The following is a 17,453-nucleotide window of genomic DNA, read 5'->3' as shown; positions in this document are numbered from 1 at the left end:
CGGCTGGCCCCTCGAATTTGCTTGAGGCAGCCTTCAGCCGGCCGCCGCGCCCGAGGCGACCCCAGTCGCGGTGGCCGGGGGCGCAGTCAGCTTGCGCAATACGGCATCGATCTCAGGCGGCACGGAAGTGAAGCGGACCGAAAATCGGGAGCTGCTCCCGGGCACGCTCGCCACCACCTTGCCGTAGAGCGTCCCAGGCAACTCTTGGTCGTCGGAGCCGATCAGCCGCATTTTCAGGTTGCTCAGCGGGGGGACCGGAGCCTCGAGCCGCGCCTCGGCCCATTTGCGGGCGAGCTTGGTGAGGGCTCCCCTGCGGGTCTCTCCGCCGACCTGACTCGATTCGACGACCTCGTAGCGGAGAGGAATTTCCTCGGGAAGCTCGGTGAGCGCCTCGCTCGTCTCGGTCAACAGCAGCTTGTACTTCCCGCCAATTCCCAGGACCTCGGAGAGGGTGATGGGGTGCTCGACTCCCTTTGCCTTCACCTCGATCTGCTGTCCGATCTTGAGACCGCGCCCGGCCTCGAGCCGGGTAGTCTCAGAGATAAGGATCTGGCCGCCTATGGTGCAGGATTGGATGCGGGAGGTGAGGTTGACCTGACTGCCGACCACGCCATATTTCATCCGCTCGGCCGAGCCAATATTCCCCACCACCACCTGACCGGTATGAATCCCGATGCCCATCTCGAGCTCGGGCAGATCTTCTTGCTGGTTCTGCTCGTTGATCGAGGACATGGCGAGCTGCATCGCCACGGCGCAGGCCACCGCGCGCTCGGCATCGTCCTCCTGCCAGACCGGCGCTCCGAACAGGACGAAGATCGCGTCGCCGATGAACTCGTCGATGGTGCCCTGGTACTGCTTGATGACCGAGACCATGGTGGTGAGATAGCGATTGAGCAGGGCCACCACGCGTTCCGGAGGCAGTCGCTCGGACAGCGAGGTGAAGCCGCGCAGGTCGGTCATCATCATGGTGATCTTGCGCTTCTCTCCCCCGGTCTGAAGTCCGGCGGGAGATTCGAGCACCGTGGAAACCACCTCGTCGGTCAGATATTTGCCGAAGGTCTCGCGAATGAACTTGTTGCGCAGCTCGACCTGCTCGGCCAGTTTCTGCAGCTCGGCCTCGACGCGTTTGCGGTCGGACACGTCGGCCCAGGATCCGACGATCTCGCTCGGATTGCCCGCATCGTCACGCATCACCGTCAAGGTGTCTTGGATCCAGATATAGTGGCCGTCGCGGTGGCGGAAGCGGTACTCCAAGGCGCCGCCGCCCTGGCCGATCAGCCCATCCATCTCGCTGAACACGCGGTTGGCATCGTCGGGATGAAGGCGTTTGACCCAGAACTTCTTGTCGTCGCGCATCTCCCACGGCGCGTACCCCATGATCGAATCGAGATTGTCGCTGACGAAGGTACAGGCGTAATCGCCGGTTACCTGCGTGGTGTAGATGATGGCGGGGCTGGCACCGACCAGAGTTTCCAGGTCGTTCATCACCGCCATGCGTTCGCCGAGCGCATTTTCCGCCTGTTTGCGCCCGGAGATGTCGGCCCAGGACCCGACGATCTCCAAAGGATTGCCCTGATCGTCCCGCATCACCCTGAAAGTGTCCTGGATCCAGATGTAATGCCCGTCGCGATGGCGGAAGCGATATTCGATGGTGCCGCTGCCTTGTTCGATCAGCGGCCCCATTTCCCCGAAAACGCGCTTGGCATCTTCGGGATGCAGACGCACGGTCCAGAAATCCTTGTCCTCAAGCATCTCCCAGGCGGAAAATCCCATGATGCGGGACACGTTCTCGCTGACGAAGGTGCAGGTGTAGTCGCTCGCCTGATTGGTGTAGACGATCGCCGGCGTGACCGTCATCAGGTAGCGGAGCCGCTCGCGCGCCGCTTTCAGTTCGGTGGTGCGCTCTTCCACGTGCTTTTCCAACTCGTCATGCGCCCGGCGAAGCTCCTCCTCCTCCTTCTTGCGGGTTCTGAGGTCGGTGGCAAAGCCGACCATGCCGGCCTCCTGGCCGTCCTTATCGAGGAGCACCGAAGCCGCGATCAGCACCGGAACGCTGTGACCGTCCTTCGCCCTCAGCACGCTCTCGTAACCGGAAGCCATGCCGCCGCGCTTGCGCATCTCGAGCACGAGCTCCCTCGATCGGTCCTCATTCTCGTAGAGCTGCGTGGTCGGGCGGCCAACGACCTCGCTGGCGCGATAGCCCAGCAAGGTTTCGGCGCCCTCGTTGAACAGCACGACATTGCCCAGCTTGTCGGTGGCGATGATGGCGTCGGGAGAGCTCTCGATCAGCCTCGTCAGGTAACGCTTGGTCTCCTGGATCTCGGCGTTCGCCTCGAGAGCATGTCGCTCTGCTTCCTTGCGCTCGGTAATTTCGGCCCAGGCGCCGACGAGCTCCAGAGGATGGCCGGAATCGTCATAAACGACCTTGAAGGTGTCCTGGATCCAAATGTAGTGACCGTCACGATGCCGAAAGCGATATTCGACGGATCCGCCTCCGCGCCCGATCATAGGAAGCATTTCGCCGAACGCACGCGGAGCGTCATCGGGGTGGAGATGATCGGGCCAGCCCTTCGGGTCGGTGGTCATCTCCTGTGGCCCATATCCCATGATGGCGCGCAGGTTCTCGCTGACGAAGGTGCAGGCGTAGTCGCCCGAGGCCTTGGTGGTGTAGATAATGGCGGGACTGACGGCGAGGAGGTACTGCAGCCGCTGGCGCGTGCCCTTCAGTTCTTTGGCGATCGCCTTGCGCTCGGATTCGAAGGCCTCGAGATCCTGGATTCGCTGGCGCAGGCTGGAGATCTCGTCGACCAGCTGCTTCTTGGTCTTCTTGTCGTCTTCGGCAACGGCTGCGGCCGGCAGCGGAACGTCCTGTTTGGGCCTACCCGTCCGACCTTCGGCTTCATACATAGCCAATGTCTCCTCCAAGGAGGATCTCGACCGCCGGACACACCGCTCTTGAGAGTCGATCTGCTTGGCGCCCAGAGCGCAGGCTTATTCAGCTCAAATCAATACGAATACCCGCTCGTCTGGTAAACTGTTTACCGCCATAGTTCATACGCAGCTGCGCCAACTTTCCCTGTCCTTGCTGTAATCTTAGCATGTATCCCATAACCGCACGAGTGGCCGCCAAGGGGCTGCAAACTGCACAGTTTTGAGTGGAGGTCAGTCTGACGCACGCGGCGGGACATTCAGGCGCCAATCGCAAGCAGATCAACCTCGCTTTGCAAGGCGGGGGGTCGCATGGCGCCTTTGCCTGGGGCGCTCTCGATCGCATCCTGGAAGATGGACGCATCGCCATCGAAGGAATCGTGGGGACCAGCGCCGGGGCCATGAATGCGACGGTCGCGGCCTATGGGCTGACGCTCGGCGGCAACGAGAGCGCCCGCCAGGCTTTGCGCAGATTCTGGGAGGCGGTGGCCGAGAACGGCGCCTGGTCGATCATGCAGCCGTCATGGATCGATCAGTTGCGCAGCCGGGGAAGCCTCGACTATTCGCCGGGCTGGATCGTGCTGGACACCTTGTCGCGGGTGCTCTCGCCATACCAGATGAACCCCGGGAATTACCATCCATTGCGCGACATCTTGCGCGAGCAGATCGACTTCGAGGCGTTGAGCCGATCCGACAAGGTCAAACTCTTCGTTTGTGCGAGCAATGTCATCACCAACAGGCTGCGCGTGTTCGAACATGGCGACATCACGGTCGAGGCCGTGCTCGCCTCGGCCTGCATTCCATCGGTGTTTCAGGCGATCGAGATCGACGGCGAGTATTTCTGGGACGGCGGCTATATGGGCAATCCGCCGATCTTTCCGCTCATCTACAACTGCGCCTCGACCGATGTACTGCTCATCATGGTCAACCCCATCCACATCGAGCAGGTGCCGCAGACGGCGCAAGCCATCCTCGATCGCATCAATACGCTCAGCTTCAATTCCAGCCTGATGCGCGAAATGCGCGCCATCAATTTCGTGAACCGTCTGGTCGAAAGCGGTTTCGACAAGGACGGCCAGCTCAAGAAGATGCTGATCCACTGCATCGAGGCGGAAGACAAGATGAGCCCTCTCGGCGTGTCGAGCAAGATCAATGTCGGGCGCGACTTTCTCAAATGGCTGTTCGAGCTCGGCCGCCAGCGTGCCGACATCTTTCTCTCGGAGCATTTCGACAAGATCGGCAAGGAGTCGTCGACGTCGATCGAGCAGCGCTTTCTCTGACCGTTCATCGAACTGTCACGCCGTCGGTCCGCGACCTTTGTGCGCCGGTTTCGGATACAAACTGAGCGCTAGGTGGGGTATTGTTGCCCGGTTCGAGTTGGGGGGTCCAGGGCCCCGGCGATGGCAGAGTCCCAAACCGCACAGTCTCAACGCTCTTTGGCGGCGATTCCGGTATTGGCGGGCCTTTCCCCGGCCGGCCTCAAGGACATCGAGCAGCGCTGCAGCTGGCGGCGTTATGAGCCCGGCGAGCCGATCGTCGAGTATCTCGACCGTTCCGACGACGTATTCTTCCTCGTCGAAGGCGAAGCTCGCGTCATCATCTATTCGCTGACCGGCAAGGTGGTGAGCTTTCACGATCTTGCCCCCGGCGACATGTTCGGCGAGTACCCAGCCATCGACGGCCGTCCGCGCTCGGCGAGCGTCGAGGCGCGAACGAGCTGCCTGGTCGCTTTGATGCCGGCCGCCGCTTTTCGCGACCTCGCGGAAACCGAGCCGGCGGTGGCGCAGGCCCTGCTCAAGCAGCTGGTGGCGACGATTCGCCGGCTGTCGACGCGCGTTTACGAGTTCAGCGCGCACATCATGGCCATCACCGCGCGGCGGATCTATGCCGAGATGCAGGGCATCCGCGCCAAGGACACCTATCCCGATGAAGAAGTAAAAGCGTATCTCGTGGAAAAGACCTTCCCCAAATCAGCCGAGGAGATGACGCTCAAGCTCTCCAACGTTTCCGCTGCATTCTACGGATTGATGCTCGCCCATATCGGCGATCGATTCGGCTGGCGCGAGGCCGACACCATTTCCAAGGCCGTGTTCAGGAAGCTCGGCCAACTGAAGACGAGAGAAGCGCTCGAGCTCGGCGTCGATGTGCCGAAGGATTCAAGGGCGCCGGCGCTCGTGTTCATCACCGCGGTGCACTCGGCCTCGCCGGAATACAACTTCGAAGTCTTCGAGTATCTTCCCGGCGAGACGGTGATCAGGGTCTTCGGCGTCTCGAGATACGGCCGCATCGCCAAGAAACTCGACATCGAGCGCTATCTGAGCTGGCCCGAACTTTTGCCCTTTTTCGAAGGGGTCGCCGAAGAGATCGGCGTCAAATGCAAGGTCGAGGGCGAGCTCAAGGAACTCGGCGAGGAAGGCCGGTATGAGTGCATCTACCGGATTACCCTTTAGTCCCGCGCCACGAGGTTCCGCCTATTCGCCGGTCGCCTCGTGAACCATCCCGGCCAGGCGGTCGACGTCCTTGACCAGAAGCGCGCCCCTCTTGCTCTCGATGATGCCGATGCGCGACAGCCGGTTGAGCTCTCTGGTCACGGCCTCACGGTGGGTGCTGACGCGGCTTGCGATCTCTACATGGGTCGGCGCCGGGACGATGTGCGCGGCCTTGCCTTGGCGGGTGCCAAGGCTGGCGAGCCGCAACAGCTCGGCTTGGATGCGATTGTTGACGGCAAGCGTGCTGAACTCATAGACGCGCGTCGTGAGCGCGCGGATCTTGGTCACGAGTTGCGGCAGCAGTGCCTGCGCCACCTTCGGCTCGGTTTGCAACAGCTCTTGGAAGGCTGAAGCCGACAGTGAAGCGATAAGGCTGCTTCTTGCCGCTTCGACGCTTGCCGAGCGGGGACCGCCGTCGATGGCAGGATATTCACCGAACACCTCGCCTGGACCGAGATTGCGAAAGCTCACCGCCCTGCCGGCCACCGAATAGATGGTGACGCGAACCTCCCCGTCGACGATGAAGAACACGTCATCTGAAGCATCGAGATAGCCGACGATCGGATCTCCAGGCCGGCAGCGGCGCCAGGTGCAACGCTTGTGCAGGCGCTCGCGAGCCTCGGGGCTGAGCCCGGCAAGGATGGCGATGCCTTCGAGAGACTGTTGAAGCCGCCCAAGCTGCCTGTTCGCCGACTTGACCATTGCCGCAGGCTCCCGCGCCTCTCATTGCGGCGCGCGCCGCAACATACTCCAGTCCGGGCCGGAGAACTTGGCCAAAAACACTGCCGGTCACTTGCCGTCCTTCGCCTGTGGCAATTGCCACAGCGTGCCCCCGAGGGACGCATCAATCTCCCGCCAACGCTTCGCGCCCGAGATGGTCTTGCCGAGCGAAACCGAAGGAGATGGAATCGATGACTGCGCTCATTCATAGCCGCTTCTTGACCTTGGCCGCAGCCGGCGCCTTGGTCGCGCTCACGGCCAATCTCCCCGCCGGTGCGGAGGAGCCCTTGACCAAAATGGGCCCGGTCGGACCCAACGAGCCCATTCTCGCTTCGGTCGGCAGCCGGCGCATTGTCGCGTTCTATGTGCCGGACAACGGAAACTGCGGCCTGCAAGCGGTGGTCTGGGAGGCTTCGAACGATCCCTCCGGCGAGCCACGCTCGGCCGAGCGCGTCCAGGTCAGCCTGAAGCCGCAGCAGATGATCCGCATCGACGGCGACAAGAACCAGTCGCTCGATCTCAGATGCGGCGACGAGGCAAGCACGCTCGCCGTCGTCGACAGCAGCAAGCAAGTCGCTTTCGGCGCCAGGGAGTGAATTGGGCCAGAAGAGTCAGGGACATTGGCCTCTGGGTGGCGAGGCTGAGGGGCTTTCCGTTTCAAAGCCGTGGCCTTGTGCAACCGCCGAGATTGCGGCTATTGGCATGCTCGCGATCTGGTATAGTCCGGCCTCCCGGGCCCCGTGGATATCGACCAATGCGACTGACCAAGCAAACCAGCTACGCGCTCAGGATTCTGATCCATTGTGCGCTTTCCGGCGGCAAGCACGTCAAGGCGGCGGATATCGCCGCCGAACACGGCATCACCGAATTCAACGTGGCGAAGATCGTGCCGATCCTCGTGCGCGGCGGCTTCATCACCACGAGCCGAGGCCGCACCGGGGGGCTGAAGCTGGCGCGGAGGCCTGAGGAGATCGGCATCGGCGACGTGATCCGCGTCACCGAAGCGACCCATGTCGAGGCCGAATGCGTGGGCGGCACGACCCTTCCTTGCGGCATCAAGCGCGCGGCGCCGATCAACCGCATGCTCGGCGAGGCGGTAGAAGCGTTCATCGAGGTTCTGGACAAGCACACGCTTGCCGACCTGATCGTCGCCAGGCCGCGCGAGGCGGGTCTCCCCGGCAGAGCCTTGCGCCGGGCGCGCGCGGCGAGCACCGCCAGCCACTAGCGGCGAGCGGCTGAGGCTTAACTCGAGCCGACGTCCTGGGTGACATCTAGTGGCCGAGAGCGGGCAATGCATTTAACAGAGGTTCGCTTCGGATCACCATGATGCCGGAGAACGGTTGGTCGAGTTCCAGAATAAGGAAGATCGCCCCCGAGACCGACAGTGCGCAGATGACAAGCGACGCCAAAGTCGTCGCGTTGGCAGGCGCCATGAGTGAGAAGCCGGCGAACAAAACGATCATCCAGAGCAGCAGGACTGCCAGAAAAGGAACCGGTATCGAACTACCAAGATGCGAAAAGAGCAGGAATCGCGCTTGTGCCAGATCTGTGGTGACCTGAACTACCCGCTCCTTAAGTCCGCGTTGGGTGTCGTTGCTTGGTTGAAGCTCCTGGACCCGTTGATAGAAGGCTTCGCCCTCAGCCGATGCCTTGAAGGGAGTTGACTCAAGTGGCACGGATTGCCCTTCTCTCCAAATCCGGTCAACCATGCGTGGAATTGCTTGGCGCAGCGATGCTCGCGCGGTTTGAGCCTCATCTCCATATTTCGCAAGCAAGTTATCGAGCAGGATCACGTAAGCGGTGATCTGATTGATTTCACTCTCGCGTGCGTCATAGGTACCCTTCGCGCTCGCGACCAATAGCCCAAGCACAAGAGCCGCCAGCGTCGCTACCACCCCCATGGTCAGCTTTACGACTTCCTTGGAGTCAGAGCTGAGATGACCCTCTGGCAACAGTCTTTGCATGACGCTGCCGAGCCATATGCCGACCAGCGCCAGGGCAAATGCAATAAAAGAGACGACAATCGGAGACATACAATCCATCCCATCAATGCGAGAGCAACGCTTGTGAGGCTGAGACTGACACCAGTTCCAGGATCAATCCAGCTTCTGATAGGTGTTGTCGAGATCGTCCTGCACCACGGTCGCCGTCCCCTTGGCGCCGGCGACGATGTCCTGTTGCGGGACCATGGTGGAATAACGCCAGCCTGAAGGCAATTTCAGCTTGGTGCCGAGCGTGGGCAAATCGTCGTATGTCAGCGTCTTGTCGACGATCTGCGCATAGGCCTGCATGACATAGCGGCTGCCGTCCGGTCCTCCGAGCAGGAACACCGGGCTCCCGGCCTTGAAGCGATAGACCGTGTCGCGGTCGATGGTGGTTTCGCGATAGGGCCGGTGCAGAAGGTCGAACAGGCCAAGATCGATCGAGGCCCGCATCGTCAGCTCCATGCCGTCGACGTCGATGGTCTTGCCTGAGGCGCTCGCACCGGACGCGCTGATCTCGTCCATGATGAAATAACGCGGGCCGTTCATCAGCACCATGAGCGCGCCGAAGCGCTGCTTCATGGCGTCCTCGGTGATACCGTCCCAGATCTTCGGCGGGCAGTCGTTGTGGCTGAGCGTATTGTACACCGTGGCGGTGAGATGAAGCCCGTCGCGGACGATGGGGATGATCTCGCAATAGCGGGTGTTGCGCACGCTCTCGATGGTGTCGCCGACCTTGATGGGTTCGGCAGAGGCTAGGCCGGCGATTAGAAGGACTGCGATTGTGCTAGATCGAATGAGGCCCATCACCGCCTACCTCGCGAAATGGGAGGTTAGATTGAGAGCGTCGGGAGAAAACTATCCGGAAAAACATACCGGCCGGTTACTCAGATTGGCCACGGCGACGCTAATGATCGCATCGTTGGCTCACGCCGAGACGCCTGCGGTCCCGCCAAGCGGGGGCTACGTGACTGCCCTTACCGACTCAGGCTCCGTGCGCGGGAAGGTCTCCGAGGATGGGGAGGTCGAAGTCTATCAGGGCATTCCGTACGCGGCGCCCCCGGTCGCGAATTTGCGATGGGCTCCGCCACAGCCTCCTGCCCATTGGTCAGGAACCAGAGATGCATTTGAGCCCGGGAGTCCATGCCCGCAAACAGGCAGGCTCGCCGGCGTCAACGAGGACTGTCTTTACCTAAACGTTTGGGCACCCCACAAATCTTCGCACAATAAATTGCCGGTCATCGTTTGGATCCATGGAGGCACACAGATCGTCACGACCGGATCCGAATATGACGGACGCTGGCTCGTGACGCGAGGGACGCCCGTCATCGCGGTTACGATCAACTATCGACTGAACATCTTCGCATTCTTCGCGCATGCCCAGCTCACGGCTGAAGACGCTGCGATGGGGTCAGGCAACTATGCGACCCTCGACCAGCAGTTTGCGCTTCAGTGGGTGAAAAGGAATATCGCCGACTTTGGTGGCGATCCTGACAACGTCACGATCGCCGGCGAGTCAGGTGGCGGGCAGGCCGTCTGCATCCTGCTCGTGTCGCCTCAGGCCGCCGGCCTGTTCCAAAGGGCCATCACGGAAAGTGCGCCCTGTCAGGACCAATATTACCCGACGCTGACTGCGTCGGAAGAAGCAGGCGCGAAGATTGCCTCCGAGCTTGGCTGCAGCGACGTTGCCTGCCTGCGCAAGCTGCCGGCTGCGGCCATCCTCGCCAAGCAAACCGGCATTGCTCCGATAGGGCAACCAGCGACGGGAGCAGGGGCCTTTCCGTTGCCCATACGCCACGCGATCGCATTCGGTCGGTTCAACAAGGTGCCCGTCATGGAGGGCTCGACCAAAGACGAAGCGTTGTTCTTCGTGGCACCAGCTTACGACGGCGTGGGCAAGCTGGTGACTGAGGCGCAGTATCCGCAAATCATCACGACCCTCTTTGGAGAGTCGCGAACTCAGGCGATTTTGGAAAAGTACCCGACGGCAAATTACCCCACGCCGAGCTACGCCTTGGTGGCCGTCGAGACGGACTCCGCCGAGAACGGGGCGGCGACCAGGAACAGACTTGGAGCGTGTAACACCGAGCTGGCGAACCAGCTGCTCGCGCCTTGGGTGCCTGTTTACGCCTTCGAGTTTGCCGATAAAAACGCCCCTTGGCCCATTCCGCTGTTTCCGCTCTCTACCGGCGGAATGAAAGGGGCCGGCCACACATCGGAGCTTCCCTATCTGTGGAAGATGGACGTCACCTTGACCGACGCCCAGCAACGCCTGTCTACGACCATGATCAAGTATTGGACGAATTTTGCTGCACACGGCGATCCAAATGGCGAGGGATTGCCGGCGTGGCCAAAATTCACCTCTTCAAGCCCGCAATACATGACGTTGAGGACTGACCGCGTGGCTGCGGATTCGACTTTCAGGGATGTGCACAAGTGCAAATTCTGGTCCGAGCAAGGTTGGGCCAATCTGTACGGACCCTACGACACGCCTTTCCCGACGCATTGAGTGTGGGCTGAGGTTTTGGGAATGGTGCCCCAGGCCGGACTCGAACCGACTTGCAGTGGGCCGCAAGGCTCAACCAACACAGTTGCTATTTCAGGGGCGTCTCGCTCAGGGGCGCCTCATAGCGCCCGCCGAATTTGTAGTTGAGGCCAACCCGGACGATGTTGAACTCTGCCGGGCTCGCAGAGAATCGGTAGCTAACGGGGTCTCTGGGCGCGGGGTAAGTGGCGGTTCCCGAATAGACCTCGCCATCGAAGCGTACGAACATGTACTCCGCCTTGGCAGTCCAATTTGCCATCCAGGCAAATTCCGCGCCGCCGCCGACCGTCCATCCAGTATCCATGTCGCCTTTGGCGTCGATCAGGCCGCCGCCGCAGCGGGGGACGGTACTGCAAAAGTCATGATTGCGATATTCACCGTCGCTGAAGGCTACGCCGCCGGTGCCATATATGAGCCATCGATCCATGGCGAGGCCCAAGCGGCCCCGCACCGTCGACAGCCAGTTCATCTCCACACTGACGCGGGTGTCGGACCCCCAGTCTGCCCTTGAACTGTTCGGGATTTTAGCTGCCTGGAAATCGAACCCCGAAAAATCGGCTTCGATACCTGCGACGAGATTATTGAATCCGTAGTTGTACCCAATCTGACCCCCGCCAATGAAAGCGGAATCGGTCCCGACTTTGGTGACTTCACCTGGCACAGGGTTGGCCACGAAATAATTGAAGCCCTCGAGATCGACGGACGTAGAGTCACCACCGAATCCTGCGCCTGCATTGCCGCCGATGTAGAACCCCGTCCACGAGAAGGGGATAGCATCGGCGGCCGTCGGGAGTGCCAAAATGGCCAAGCCGGCGAGGTAAAGACTCCATCGAGCAGGCTTGTTCATGGTTGTTCCAGGGCTAGACCCAACGCCTCAAGCAAATCCTAAGCACTGTTTCGGAAAACCCGCTGTCACCTTGGTACAACAGGCCCGGAATTTCTTTCTCGGCCGGTTCATGTTGCCACCTTCGATCCCTACCGGCTGACGCCTGAAGCCGTTCCTGTCGTTGCAGGCGCGCTCGTGCGATCGAATCGGTCTTGATCGCTCTTGAGAAAGTGCCTCACTTCATCGAGAAATCGGCTCACGCCGGGGTCATTTTCCAGCATCAGATGATTGCGCCCTTCGAGCGCCACGAAGTGCGCGCCCGGAATGCCGGCGGCAAGCCGGCGTCCTTCTTCGAATGGCTGCGCCGCATCGTCGCGGCAATGCAGCACCAGGGTGGGGACGCGAACGCGCGGCAGCAGATCGACGACGTCGATGTTCTCGGAGGCCAGCCTGATGCGGATGGCGTTCTCGGGCGAAGCAGTGTTCTTCTGCAGGTCGTTGAACCAGCGCATCTGCTCGGGCGTGCCACTGGGCAGGAAGCGCGTCGTGAAGATCTGGCGAAACGCCGGGTTTTCCCGTCCCCAACCATGACGCATCAGCGTAAGCACCGCATCGGCCTGCTCGATTTCGCCGGGTGAGCCGCGTTTGCGGCGGCCGCGGGCAAATCCGCCGTAGAGCACCAGATGGCTGACGCGCTCGGGATGCCGCACAGCATAGGCCACCGAGACGGCGCAGCCCTGCGAAATGCCGAGCAAAGGAAACCGTTCGAGGCCGGCGGCTTCGACCACACTTTCCAGATCGCGCACGAAGGCATCGAAAGAGATGTCATCAACGTGCCAGTCCGACAGCCCGTTGCCGCGCGCATCGTAGCGGATCAAACGATGGTCCGCGGCCAGCGCGTGCAGCAGATGACTCCAGATCGGGCTCTGCCAGTCGGATTCCAGATGATTGAGCCAGTTGGCTGTCTTGAGCAGCGGCGGCCCCGCGCCGACCTCGGCGTAGGCGATGCGGATGCCATCCGACGCGGTACAGAAACGAATCTCCTGCCGCAGTGCCGGCTTCGGTGTGCTGTCCGCTGTTGCGGTCGTGGCCGCCGCCGGGACCGGGTCAGTTGATTCCGCAGGACTCGACCCTTGCTCCGAAGCGGCCGGTGAATCGAGGTAAAGCCGATAGCCGAACCTAGGCAGGGTGCGGAGCGCCGCTTCCATGCCTCCCTGGCGAAGGATACCGCGAGCGAGGCTTGCCGCGCGCTGCAACGAGGCCTCGGTCACCGTGACGCCAGGCCACAGCGCGTCGAGCAGTTCTGCCTTGCTCAATGCCCGGTCCTGATGCCGCAAGAGAAGGGCGAGGAAATCGAAGACCAGGGGCTGCACCTCGATCTCGTTCCCGGCGAGACGGAGGCTGCGAGAGTCCTCGTTCAGCTCGAACCCACCGAAACAATGGACCGCCATGGGCAGTGCCTCCTTGCAGCGGCACTAAGCAAACGATCAGAAGAACATAAGGCCGGGGTAAGGACACCCGGCCGTCCCTTCCTGTCAATCTCGGTCTGCCTCGCGGTCAAGGTTATCGGAAAACGCCCCGGGCAACGAGAAACCTCGAAGGAGAGACAGAAATGGACCTCGATGTCATCCGCCGGCCGAGTGATGTGCGGTACGGCTCGCAAAATGTCCCCGCAGCCGAGCGCTGGCAAAGCAGACGAGCGGCACCGTCGGAACCAGCCGACCTCGCATTTCACGACAAGAAGACGACAGGCGAACTCACGAAGACGATCGCGAGCAGCTTAAGCGCAACTCGCTGCCGCGATCGTGTCGCGACCGCCATTCTTCACGCTGCGGGCCGGAGCCCTGGGCGCTGGTGGCGCACTTACATGGATTGGCGCCTGCAGCGGATGGCCATCGCGCAGCTCGGGCATATGTCCAACTGCGAGCTGAAGGACATTGGGCTCAACCGCGGTGAGATTGAGGCCGGTGTTCGGGGCGATCTGGCCCGCGACCCCACCCTTGTACGGCGCGGAGTGCGCCAGCGACCCCGGCAAGAAGTAGAGGTGCAAGTCGCTTGCAGTGAAGGAGCAGCGATCCACATCGGCCCCGAGCCGTGCTGTCCTGATTCGAGGGAATGGTGCCCCAGGCCGGACTCGAACCAGCACGCCCTTGCAGGCAACAGATTTTGAGTCTGCCGCGTCTACCATTCCGCCACTGGGGCACGAAGCGATACATGGGGCAAGCAAAAGCCGGGGTCAACCGCACGCTCGTTCGCTCCGCCGCCAGTGCCGGCAAGCCTTAGTCGGCAGACAGGACGTTGAAATAGCGGATGGGAAACGACCCCCGCTCAGGGCGCATGTCTCTCTCCGGTTCGGTAGTATCAGTGCGGCGCGCGCCGCATCATCGCGAGCACGTCTCCGATATGCGAGAGCACATCGTTGCAATTGACCTCGGGATCGCAATAGCGCTGGACAAGGTTCATGTTCACCTCGCCGCCAGCCGCCTTGATGCACTGCGTCCGGAAGGCAGTGCAGGACGATGCGCGTTGCGTCCCAGGTTGTGCCTCTTCTCGTCAAGGTCCTGACGTACTCTTCGGGGGTGTTCGCGCTATTAATCGTCTCGACGGTCAGAGCCGATCTCTCCATCACGTCGATTCGTTGCGGGTCGATGAGGGTCACATCGAACCTGTAGTCGCTGGATTCACTGGGCTCACTCCCCTCCGCGCATTGTATGGCGAAGGCCGCATTGGCGCCCTTTTTCCGGCACTTACGAATTGCAAGCCCAACCGTGTGATTGTCTTCGTGCCAGAATTGTTGCTTTAGGACGATCGCGTCGCCGTCGAAGACACCGGGGCCGATGTCGCGATTGAGCACCGCGATGGCATCATACTGAAGCTGGCGATTGTCGCCTTTCGCCTGCCAGGCGGCCCCGCAATCCGCCGGGGGATTCTTGTAGGTTTCCGAGAGCAGTATGCGGTTCAATGCCACGTAGAACTCAGAGCATCCCTTGGCCAAGGCGGTATCGAGAAAATCTGCATAGAGCGTTCGAGCCGAGATGAACTGGTCGAGCTCGGAGCACCCTTTTGTCTTAAGGGCGTCCTTCGCCTCCGAGAAACTGCTCAGAAGCTTGTTGCCATCATCGGGGCAACTCTGAGCGGAGGCGTGTTCGAAGGTCACACAGAGCGAGGCTGCCAACGCGACGCAGACTGTTGCAGTCAACCGCATCGTACGGCTCCCGCTGGGCCTCACCGATAGTTGTTGAGACACTTGATACACTAGGCGCCAAGCGTGTTCCACCTGCGGAAGCCAAGGCGTGCGCGGGCTTGGCTTGCCCGGATGGACAAGTAGCGCTTGCAAGGCTAAGCAGGCGGAATGCTACGGGGCCTCTACGACAGAGTGGTCGAGCTCTCCAAAGGGCGTTATGCGCTGCCGGCTCTGGCCGCCGTGTCCTTTGCCGAAAGCTCGTTCTTCCCCATCCCGCCCGACGTCATCCTCGTGCCCATGGCGCTCGCTAATCCTGCGAAGGCGAGGCTCTATGCGCTCGTCTGCACCATCGCTTCGGTGCTTGGCGGCATGCTCGGCTACGCCATCGGCGCGCTGCTCTATGACACGCTCGGCCATTGGCTGATCTCGCTCTACGGCTACGGCCAGGGGATCGAGGCGTTCCGCGAGGCCTATGCCAAATGGGGTGCGTGGGTGATCCTGATCAAAGGGCTCACGCCCATCCCGTTCAAGATCGTGACCATCGCTTCGGGCTTTGCCGGCTATGATTTCTTCATGTTCATCGTGCTGTCGTTCATCACCCGCGGCGCGCGCTTCTTCCTCGAGGCCGAACTGTTGCGCATCTATGGCGAGCCGATCCGCGGGTTTATCGAGAAGCGCCTGACCCTTGTCACCACCGGCTTCCTGGCGGCGATCGTCGGCGGCTTCCTCATCGCCAAATATGCCTTCTAGGGCCGCATCAGCCGACAGGCTCGCCGGCCAGCTGATGCTGGTGAGCGCGCTCGCCTTCTCGATCGCATTTGCGACCATCTTGCTCGCTCACATCTTCGAGCGCTTCGGCTACGCGCCTTGCCCGCTCTGCCTGCAAGAGCGCTACGCCTATTATTTCGGCGTGCCGGCGACAGTCGTTGCCTTCTTCGCCGCGCGCGCCGAGTCGTTCACGCTCGCTCGCGCCCTGCTCGTGCTGGCCGGCCTCGCCTTCCTCGTCAATGCCGGCGTCGGCGTCTATCACGCAGGCGTGGAGTGGAAGTGGTGGGCCGGGCCGACGACTTGCGCCGGCGGGACTGCAGTGGAATGGGGCCAGGCCGGCGTTGCCGGCGCCATCGAGCATGCGCAAGTGGTGAGCTGCAGCGAGGCGTCGTGGCGCATGCTTGGCCTCTCCTTCGCCGGCTGGAACGCGGCGATCTCGGCACTTCTCGCCGGCATCACTGCCTATGGCGCAAGCTTGCGGCGCTAAAGCCCCCTCTCCCCAGCGGGGAGAGGGTTGGGGCGAGGGGGCTCCAATGTCAGATCGTCGACACTCTTCCCCCACCCGGCGCGCAAGCGCGCCGACCTCCCCACGAGTGGGAGGTATGGGTATCTGGTGGAGCGCCAACAATCTCCATCCCTCCCCTTGACGGGGAGGGTGGCTCGGCCAAGGGCCGAGCCGGGTGGGGTGTGAGTCTTCGGCGCTAGACCCTCATGCTTCGTCATTGCCGGGCTTGACCCGGCAATCCATTCCGATGTGTCTCCACGCGCGGAGAGGTAACGGCATGGATGCCCGGATCAAGTCCGGGCATGACGAGCAACCGCTAGGCGGCTTACGGCTCGAGCTCGGTATCCCAGTAGAGATAGTCGAGCCAGCTCTCGTGCAGATAGTTCGGCGGGAACAGCCTCCCGTTGCGGTGCAGCTCGAACACCGTCGGCCGGTAGGGCTTCTGCGAGGGAAACATCTTGGCTTCGTTCGGCAGCTTGCCGCCCTTCTGGAGATTGCACGGGGCGCAGGCGGCGACCACATTGTCCCAGCGGGTCATGCCGCCACGCGAGCGCGGCACCAGATGATCGAAGGTGAGATCCTCGTCGTCGCCGCAATATTGGCAGATGAAGCGGTCGCGCAGGAACACGTTGAATCGGGTGAAGGCGGGATAGAGCGCCGGCCTGATATAGGTCTTGAGCGACACCACGCTCGGCAGCTTCATCTCGAAGGAGGGGGAGCGTACACACCGGTCATATTCGGAGACGATATTGACGCGGTCCAGGAACACCGCCTTCACCGTGTCCTGCCAGCCCCAGAGGGAGAGAGGGTAGTAGCTCAAGGGCCGGTAGTCGGCGTTGAGCACGAGGGCGGGAAACGAACCCGGCGAGGCGGAGGCGGTGGCGACGTTCAAGGCAGCTATTCCTTCAAGCTTGCCCGTCGCACTCGGGTCACGCGCGGGGATACTATAGGGACGTGTCAGCTCTGTGAAGCACCCTAGATGCGGTAGAAATTTTGGCTAGAGGAACGAGATCATGGTTGAGCAGGCGACAGACTTGGGCGGCCGAATCATTCCGGCTTTGCGCTATCGCGATGCGGCGGCAGCCATCGATTGGCTCTGCGCGGCGTTCGGCTTTGCGCGGAAGATGGTCGTGCCGGCGGAGGGCGGAAAAATCGCCCATGCCGAGCTGAACCTCGGCAACGGCATGATCATGCTCGGCGATGTCGAGACCGAGTACGGACGTTTGGTCGCAGCGCCCACGAAGGGCGAGCCGGTGACGCAAGGCATCTATGTGGTGGTCGATGACGCCGATGCGCATTATGCACGGGCGAAAGAAGCAGGAGCCGAGATCGTGATCGACATCAAGACGCAGGACTATGGCGGCCGCGACTACACGGCCAGAGACATCGAAGGCCATGTCTGGACCTTCGGCACCTACGATCCTTGGGCTGCTTGAGCGCTCGGACACCGATCGCTCGGCAAGTATTTTACCTCCCCCTCGCGGGGAGGTCGGCGCGCTTTAGCGC

At 61.7% G+C, this 17,453-nt stretch carries 16 protein-coding genes, 1 tRNA gene and 1 pseudogene; 9 read left to right on the top strand and 9 right to left on the bottom strand.

All coding sequences use genetic code 11. The features are described 5' to 3' along the window. Positions 1-33 precede the first annotated feature (33 nt). The gene (locus ACREC7_RS07020; protein ID WP_431554973.1) at positions 34-2,907 is read right to left on the bottom strand and encodes a PAS domain-containing protein; all 2,874 of its coding nucleotides are present in this window, start codon (positions 2,905-2,907) and stop codon (positions 34-36) included. A 248-nt stretch (positions 2,908-3,155) separates the two neighbouring features. Here ACREC7_RS07020 and ACREC7_RS07015 point away from each other — a divergent pair, with 248 nt between their 5' ends. Together ACREC7_RS07015 and ACREC7_RS07010 are read left to right on the top strand one after the other, a co-directional pair. Continuing rightward, positions 3,156-4,208 carry a patatin-like phospholipase family protein gene (locus ACREC7_RS07015; protein WP_431554972.1) on the top strand — a complete coding sequence of 351 codons (1,053 nt, stop codon included), beginning with the start codon at positions 3,156-3,158 and terminating at the stop codon, positions 4,206-4,208. Between the two features lie 174 nt (positions 4,209-4,382). Next, the gene (locus ACREC7_RS07010; RefSeq protein ID WP_431554971.1) at positions 4,383-5,378 is read left to right on the top strand and encodes a Crp/Fnr family transcriptional regulator; all 996 of its coding nucleotides are present in this window, start codon (positions 4,383-4,385) and stop codon (positions 5,376-5,378) included. Between the two features lie 21 nt (positions 5,379-5,399). Here the strand turns inward: ACREC7_RS07010 and ACREC7_RS07005 are convergent, their stop codons facing one another. After that, complete coding sequence (locus ACREC7_RS07005) at positions 5,400-6,119, bottom strand: Crp/Fnr family transcriptional regulator (protein ID WP_431554970.1); 720 nt, start codon at positions 6,117-6,119, stop codon at positions 5,400-5,402. Between the two features lie 209 nt (positions 6,120-6,328). Here ACREC7_RS07005 and ACREC7_RS07000 point away from each other — a divergent pair, with 209 nt between their 5' ends. Together ACREC7_RS07000 and ACREC7_RS06995 are read left to right on the top strand one after the other, a co-directional pair. Continuing rightward, positions 6,329-6,733, top strand: coding sequence for a hypothetical protein (locus tag ACREC7_RS07000; protein ID WP_431554969.1), 405 nt, complete (start codon positions 6,329-6,331; stop codon positions 6,731-6,733). 158 nt (positions 6,734-6,891) lie between these two features. After that, complete coding sequence (locus ACREC7_RS06995; protein WP_431554968.1) at positions 6,892-7,362, top strand: RrF2 family transcriptional regulator; 471 nt, start codon at positions 6,892-6,894, stop codon at positions 7,360-7,362. Positions 7,363-7,408: 46 nt separating this feature from the next. Here ACREC7_RS06995 and ACREC7_RS06990 read toward each other — a convergent pair whose 3' ends face one another. After that, positions 7,409-8,170, bottom strand: coding sequence for a DUF4239 domain-containing protein (locus ACREC7_RS06990; protein ID WP_431554967.1), 762 nt, complete (start codon positions 8,168-8,170; stop codon positions 7,409-7,411). Between the two features lie 63 nt (positions 8,171-8,233). After that, positions 8,234-8,926 (bottom strand): hypothetical protein, encoded by a 693-nt coding sequence (locus ACREC7_RS06985; RefSeq protein ID WP_431554995.1) that lies wholly within the window; start codon positions 8,924-8,926, stop codon positions 8,234-8,236. Between ACREC7_RS06985 and ACREC7_RS06980 the strand changes: the two genes are divergently transcribed. Beyond that, positions 8,841-10,628: a carboxylesterase/lipase family protein gene (locus tag ACREC7_RS06980; RefSeq protein ID WP_431554992.1), complete on the top strand. Its 1,788-nt coding sequence runs from the start codon at positions 8,841-8,843 to the stop codon at positions 10,626-10,628. The two genes, ACREC7_RS06985 and ACREC7_RS06980, sit on opposite strands and share 86 nt — an antisense overlap. A gap of 85 nt (positions 10,629-10,713) precedes the next feature. Here the strand turns inward: ACREC7_RS06980 and ACREC7_RS06975 are convergent, their stop codons facing one another. Continuing rightward, a complete protein-coding gene (locus ACREC7_RS06975) occupies positions 10,714-11,511 on the bottom strand; it encodes an outer membrane protein (RefSeq protein WP_431554966.1) in 798 nt (265 codons plus the stop codon). Positions 11,512-11,639: 128 nt separating this feature from the next. Continuing rightward, complete coding sequence (locus ACREC7_RS06970) at positions 11,640-12,941, bottom strand: alpha/beta fold hydrolase (RefSeq protein WP_431554965.1); 1,302 nt, start codon at positions 12,939-12,941, stop codon at positions 11,640-11,642. 161 nt (positions 12,942-13,102) lie between these two features. On the opposite strand from ACREC7_RS06970, the pseudogene ACREC7_RS06965 reads away from it, so the two are divergent. Beyond that, positions 13,103-13,441 (top strand): annotated as a pseudogene (locus ACREC7_RS06965) (DUF1127 domain-containing protein); the annotation flags it as partial. A 165-nt stretch (positions 13,442-13,606) separates the two neighbouring features. On the opposite strand, the gene ACREC7_RS06960 reads toward ACREC7_RS06965, so the two are convergent. Then, positions 13,607-13,692 (bottom strand) — tRNA-Leu (locus tag ACREC7_RS06960). Between the two features lie 34 nt (positions 13,693-13,726). Further along, positions 13,727-14,695, bottom strand: coding sequence for a hypothetical protein (locus ACREC7_RS06955; RefSeq protein ID WP_431554964.1), 969 nt, complete (start codon positions 14,693-14,695; stop codon positions 13,727-13,729). Between the two features lie 147 nt (positions 14,696-14,842). On the opposite strand from ACREC7_RS06955, the gene ACREC7_RS06950 reads away from it, so the two are divergent. Both ACREC7_RS06950 and ACREC7_RS06945 read left to right on the top strand, forming a co-directional pair. Further along, on the top strand, positions 14,843-15,424 hold the full coding sequence (locus tag ACREC7_RS06950; protein ID WP_431554963.1) for a YqaA family protein: 582 nt from the start codon (positions 14,843-14,845) through the stop codon (positions 15,422-15,424). Then, entirely contained in the window at positions 15,414-15,929 is a 516-nt protein-coding gene (locus ACREC7_RS06945; RefSeq protein WP_431554962.1) for a disulfide bond formation protein B, read from the top strand. Before ACREC7_RS06950 ends, ACREC7_RS06945 begins: the two co-directional genes overlap by 11 nt. A 343-nt stretch (positions 15,930-16,272) precedes the next feature. Here ACREC7_RS06945 and ACREC7_RS06940 read toward each other — a convergent pair whose 3' ends face one another. After that, complete coding sequence (locus ACREC7_RS06940) at positions 16,273-16,839, bottom strand: HNH endonuclease (RefSeq protein ID WP_431554961.1); 567 nt, start codon at positions 16,837-16,839, stop codon at positions 16,273-16,275. A 121-nt stretch (positions 16,840-16,960) separates the two neighbouring features. Here ACREC7_RS06940 and ACREC7_RS06935 point away from each other — a divergent pair, with 121 nt between their 5' ends. Then, a complete protein-coding gene (locus ACREC7_RS06935) occupies positions 16,961-17,383 on the top strand; it encodes a VOC family protein (RefSeq protein WP_431554960.1) in 423 nt (140 codons plus the stop codon). Positions 17,384-17,453 lie beyond the last annotated feature (70 nt).

The sequence above is a fragment of the Methyloceanibacter sp. genome (assembly GCF_050728395.1).
Taxonomy (GTDB): Bacteria; Pseudomonadota; Alphaproteobacteria; order Rhizobiales; family Methyloligellaceae; genus Methyloceanibacter.
Note: the sequence above shows the minus strand (reverse complement) of the source record. Positions and strands in the feature narration are given on the sequence as shown.

Bases quoted from the DNA above. Each gene is read 5' to 3' on its own strand.
- ACREC7_RS07020 (WP_431554973.1), bottom strand. From the start codon at position 2,907: ATGTATGAAGCCGAAGGTCGGACGGGTAGGCCCAAACAGGACGTTCCG.
- ACREC7_RS07005 (WP_431554970.1), bottom strand. From the start codon at position 6,119: ATGGTCAAGTCGGCGAACAGGCAGCTTGGGCGGCTTCAACAGTCTCTC.
- ACREC7_RS07000 (WP_431554969.1), top strand. From the start codon at position 6,329: ATGACTGCGCTCATTCATAGCCGCTTCTTGACCTTGGCCGCAGCCGGC.
- ACREC7_RS06995 (WP_431554968.1), top strand. From the start codon at position 6,892: ATGCGACTGACCAAGCAAACCAGCTACGCGCTCAGGATTCTGATCCAT.
- ACREC7_RS06990 (WP_431554967.1), bottom strand. From the start codon at position 8,170: ATGTCTCCGATTGTCGTCTCTTTTATTGCATTTGCCCTGGCGCTGGTC.
- ACREC7_RS06980 (WP_431554992.1), top strand. From the start codon at position 8,841: ATGGTGTCGCCGACCTTGATGGGTTCGGCAGAGGCTAGGCCGGCGATT.
- ACREC7_RS06985 (WP_431554995.1), bottom strand. From the start codon at position 8,926: ATGGGCCTCATTCGATCTAGCACAATCGCAGTCCTTCTAATCGCCGGC.
- ACREC7_RS06975 (WP_431554966.1), bottom strand. From the start codon at position 11,511: ATGAACAAGCCTGCTCGATGGAGTCTTTACCTCGCCGGCTTGGCCATT.
- ACREC7_RS06970 (WP_431554965.1), bottom strand. From the start codon at position 12,941: ATGGCGGTCCATTGTTTCGGTGGGTTCGAGCTGAACGAGGACTCTCGC.
- ACREC7_RS06955 (WP_431554964.1), bottom strand. From the start codon at position 14,695: ATGCGGTTGACTGCAACAGTCTGCGTCGCGTTGGCAGCCTCGCTCTGT.
- ACREC7_RS06950 (WP_431554963.1), top strand. From the start codon at position 14,843: ATGCTACGGGGCCTCTACGACAGAGTGGTCGAGCTCTCCAAAGGGCGT.
- ACREC7_RS06945 (WP_431554962.1), top strand. From the start codon at position 15,414: ATGCCTTCTAGGGCCGCATCAGCCGACAGGCTCGCCGGCCAGCTGATG.
- ACREC7_RS06935 (WP_431554960.1), top strand. From the start codon at position 16,961: ATGGTTGAGCAGGCGACAGACTTGGGCGGCCGAATCATTCCGGCTTTG.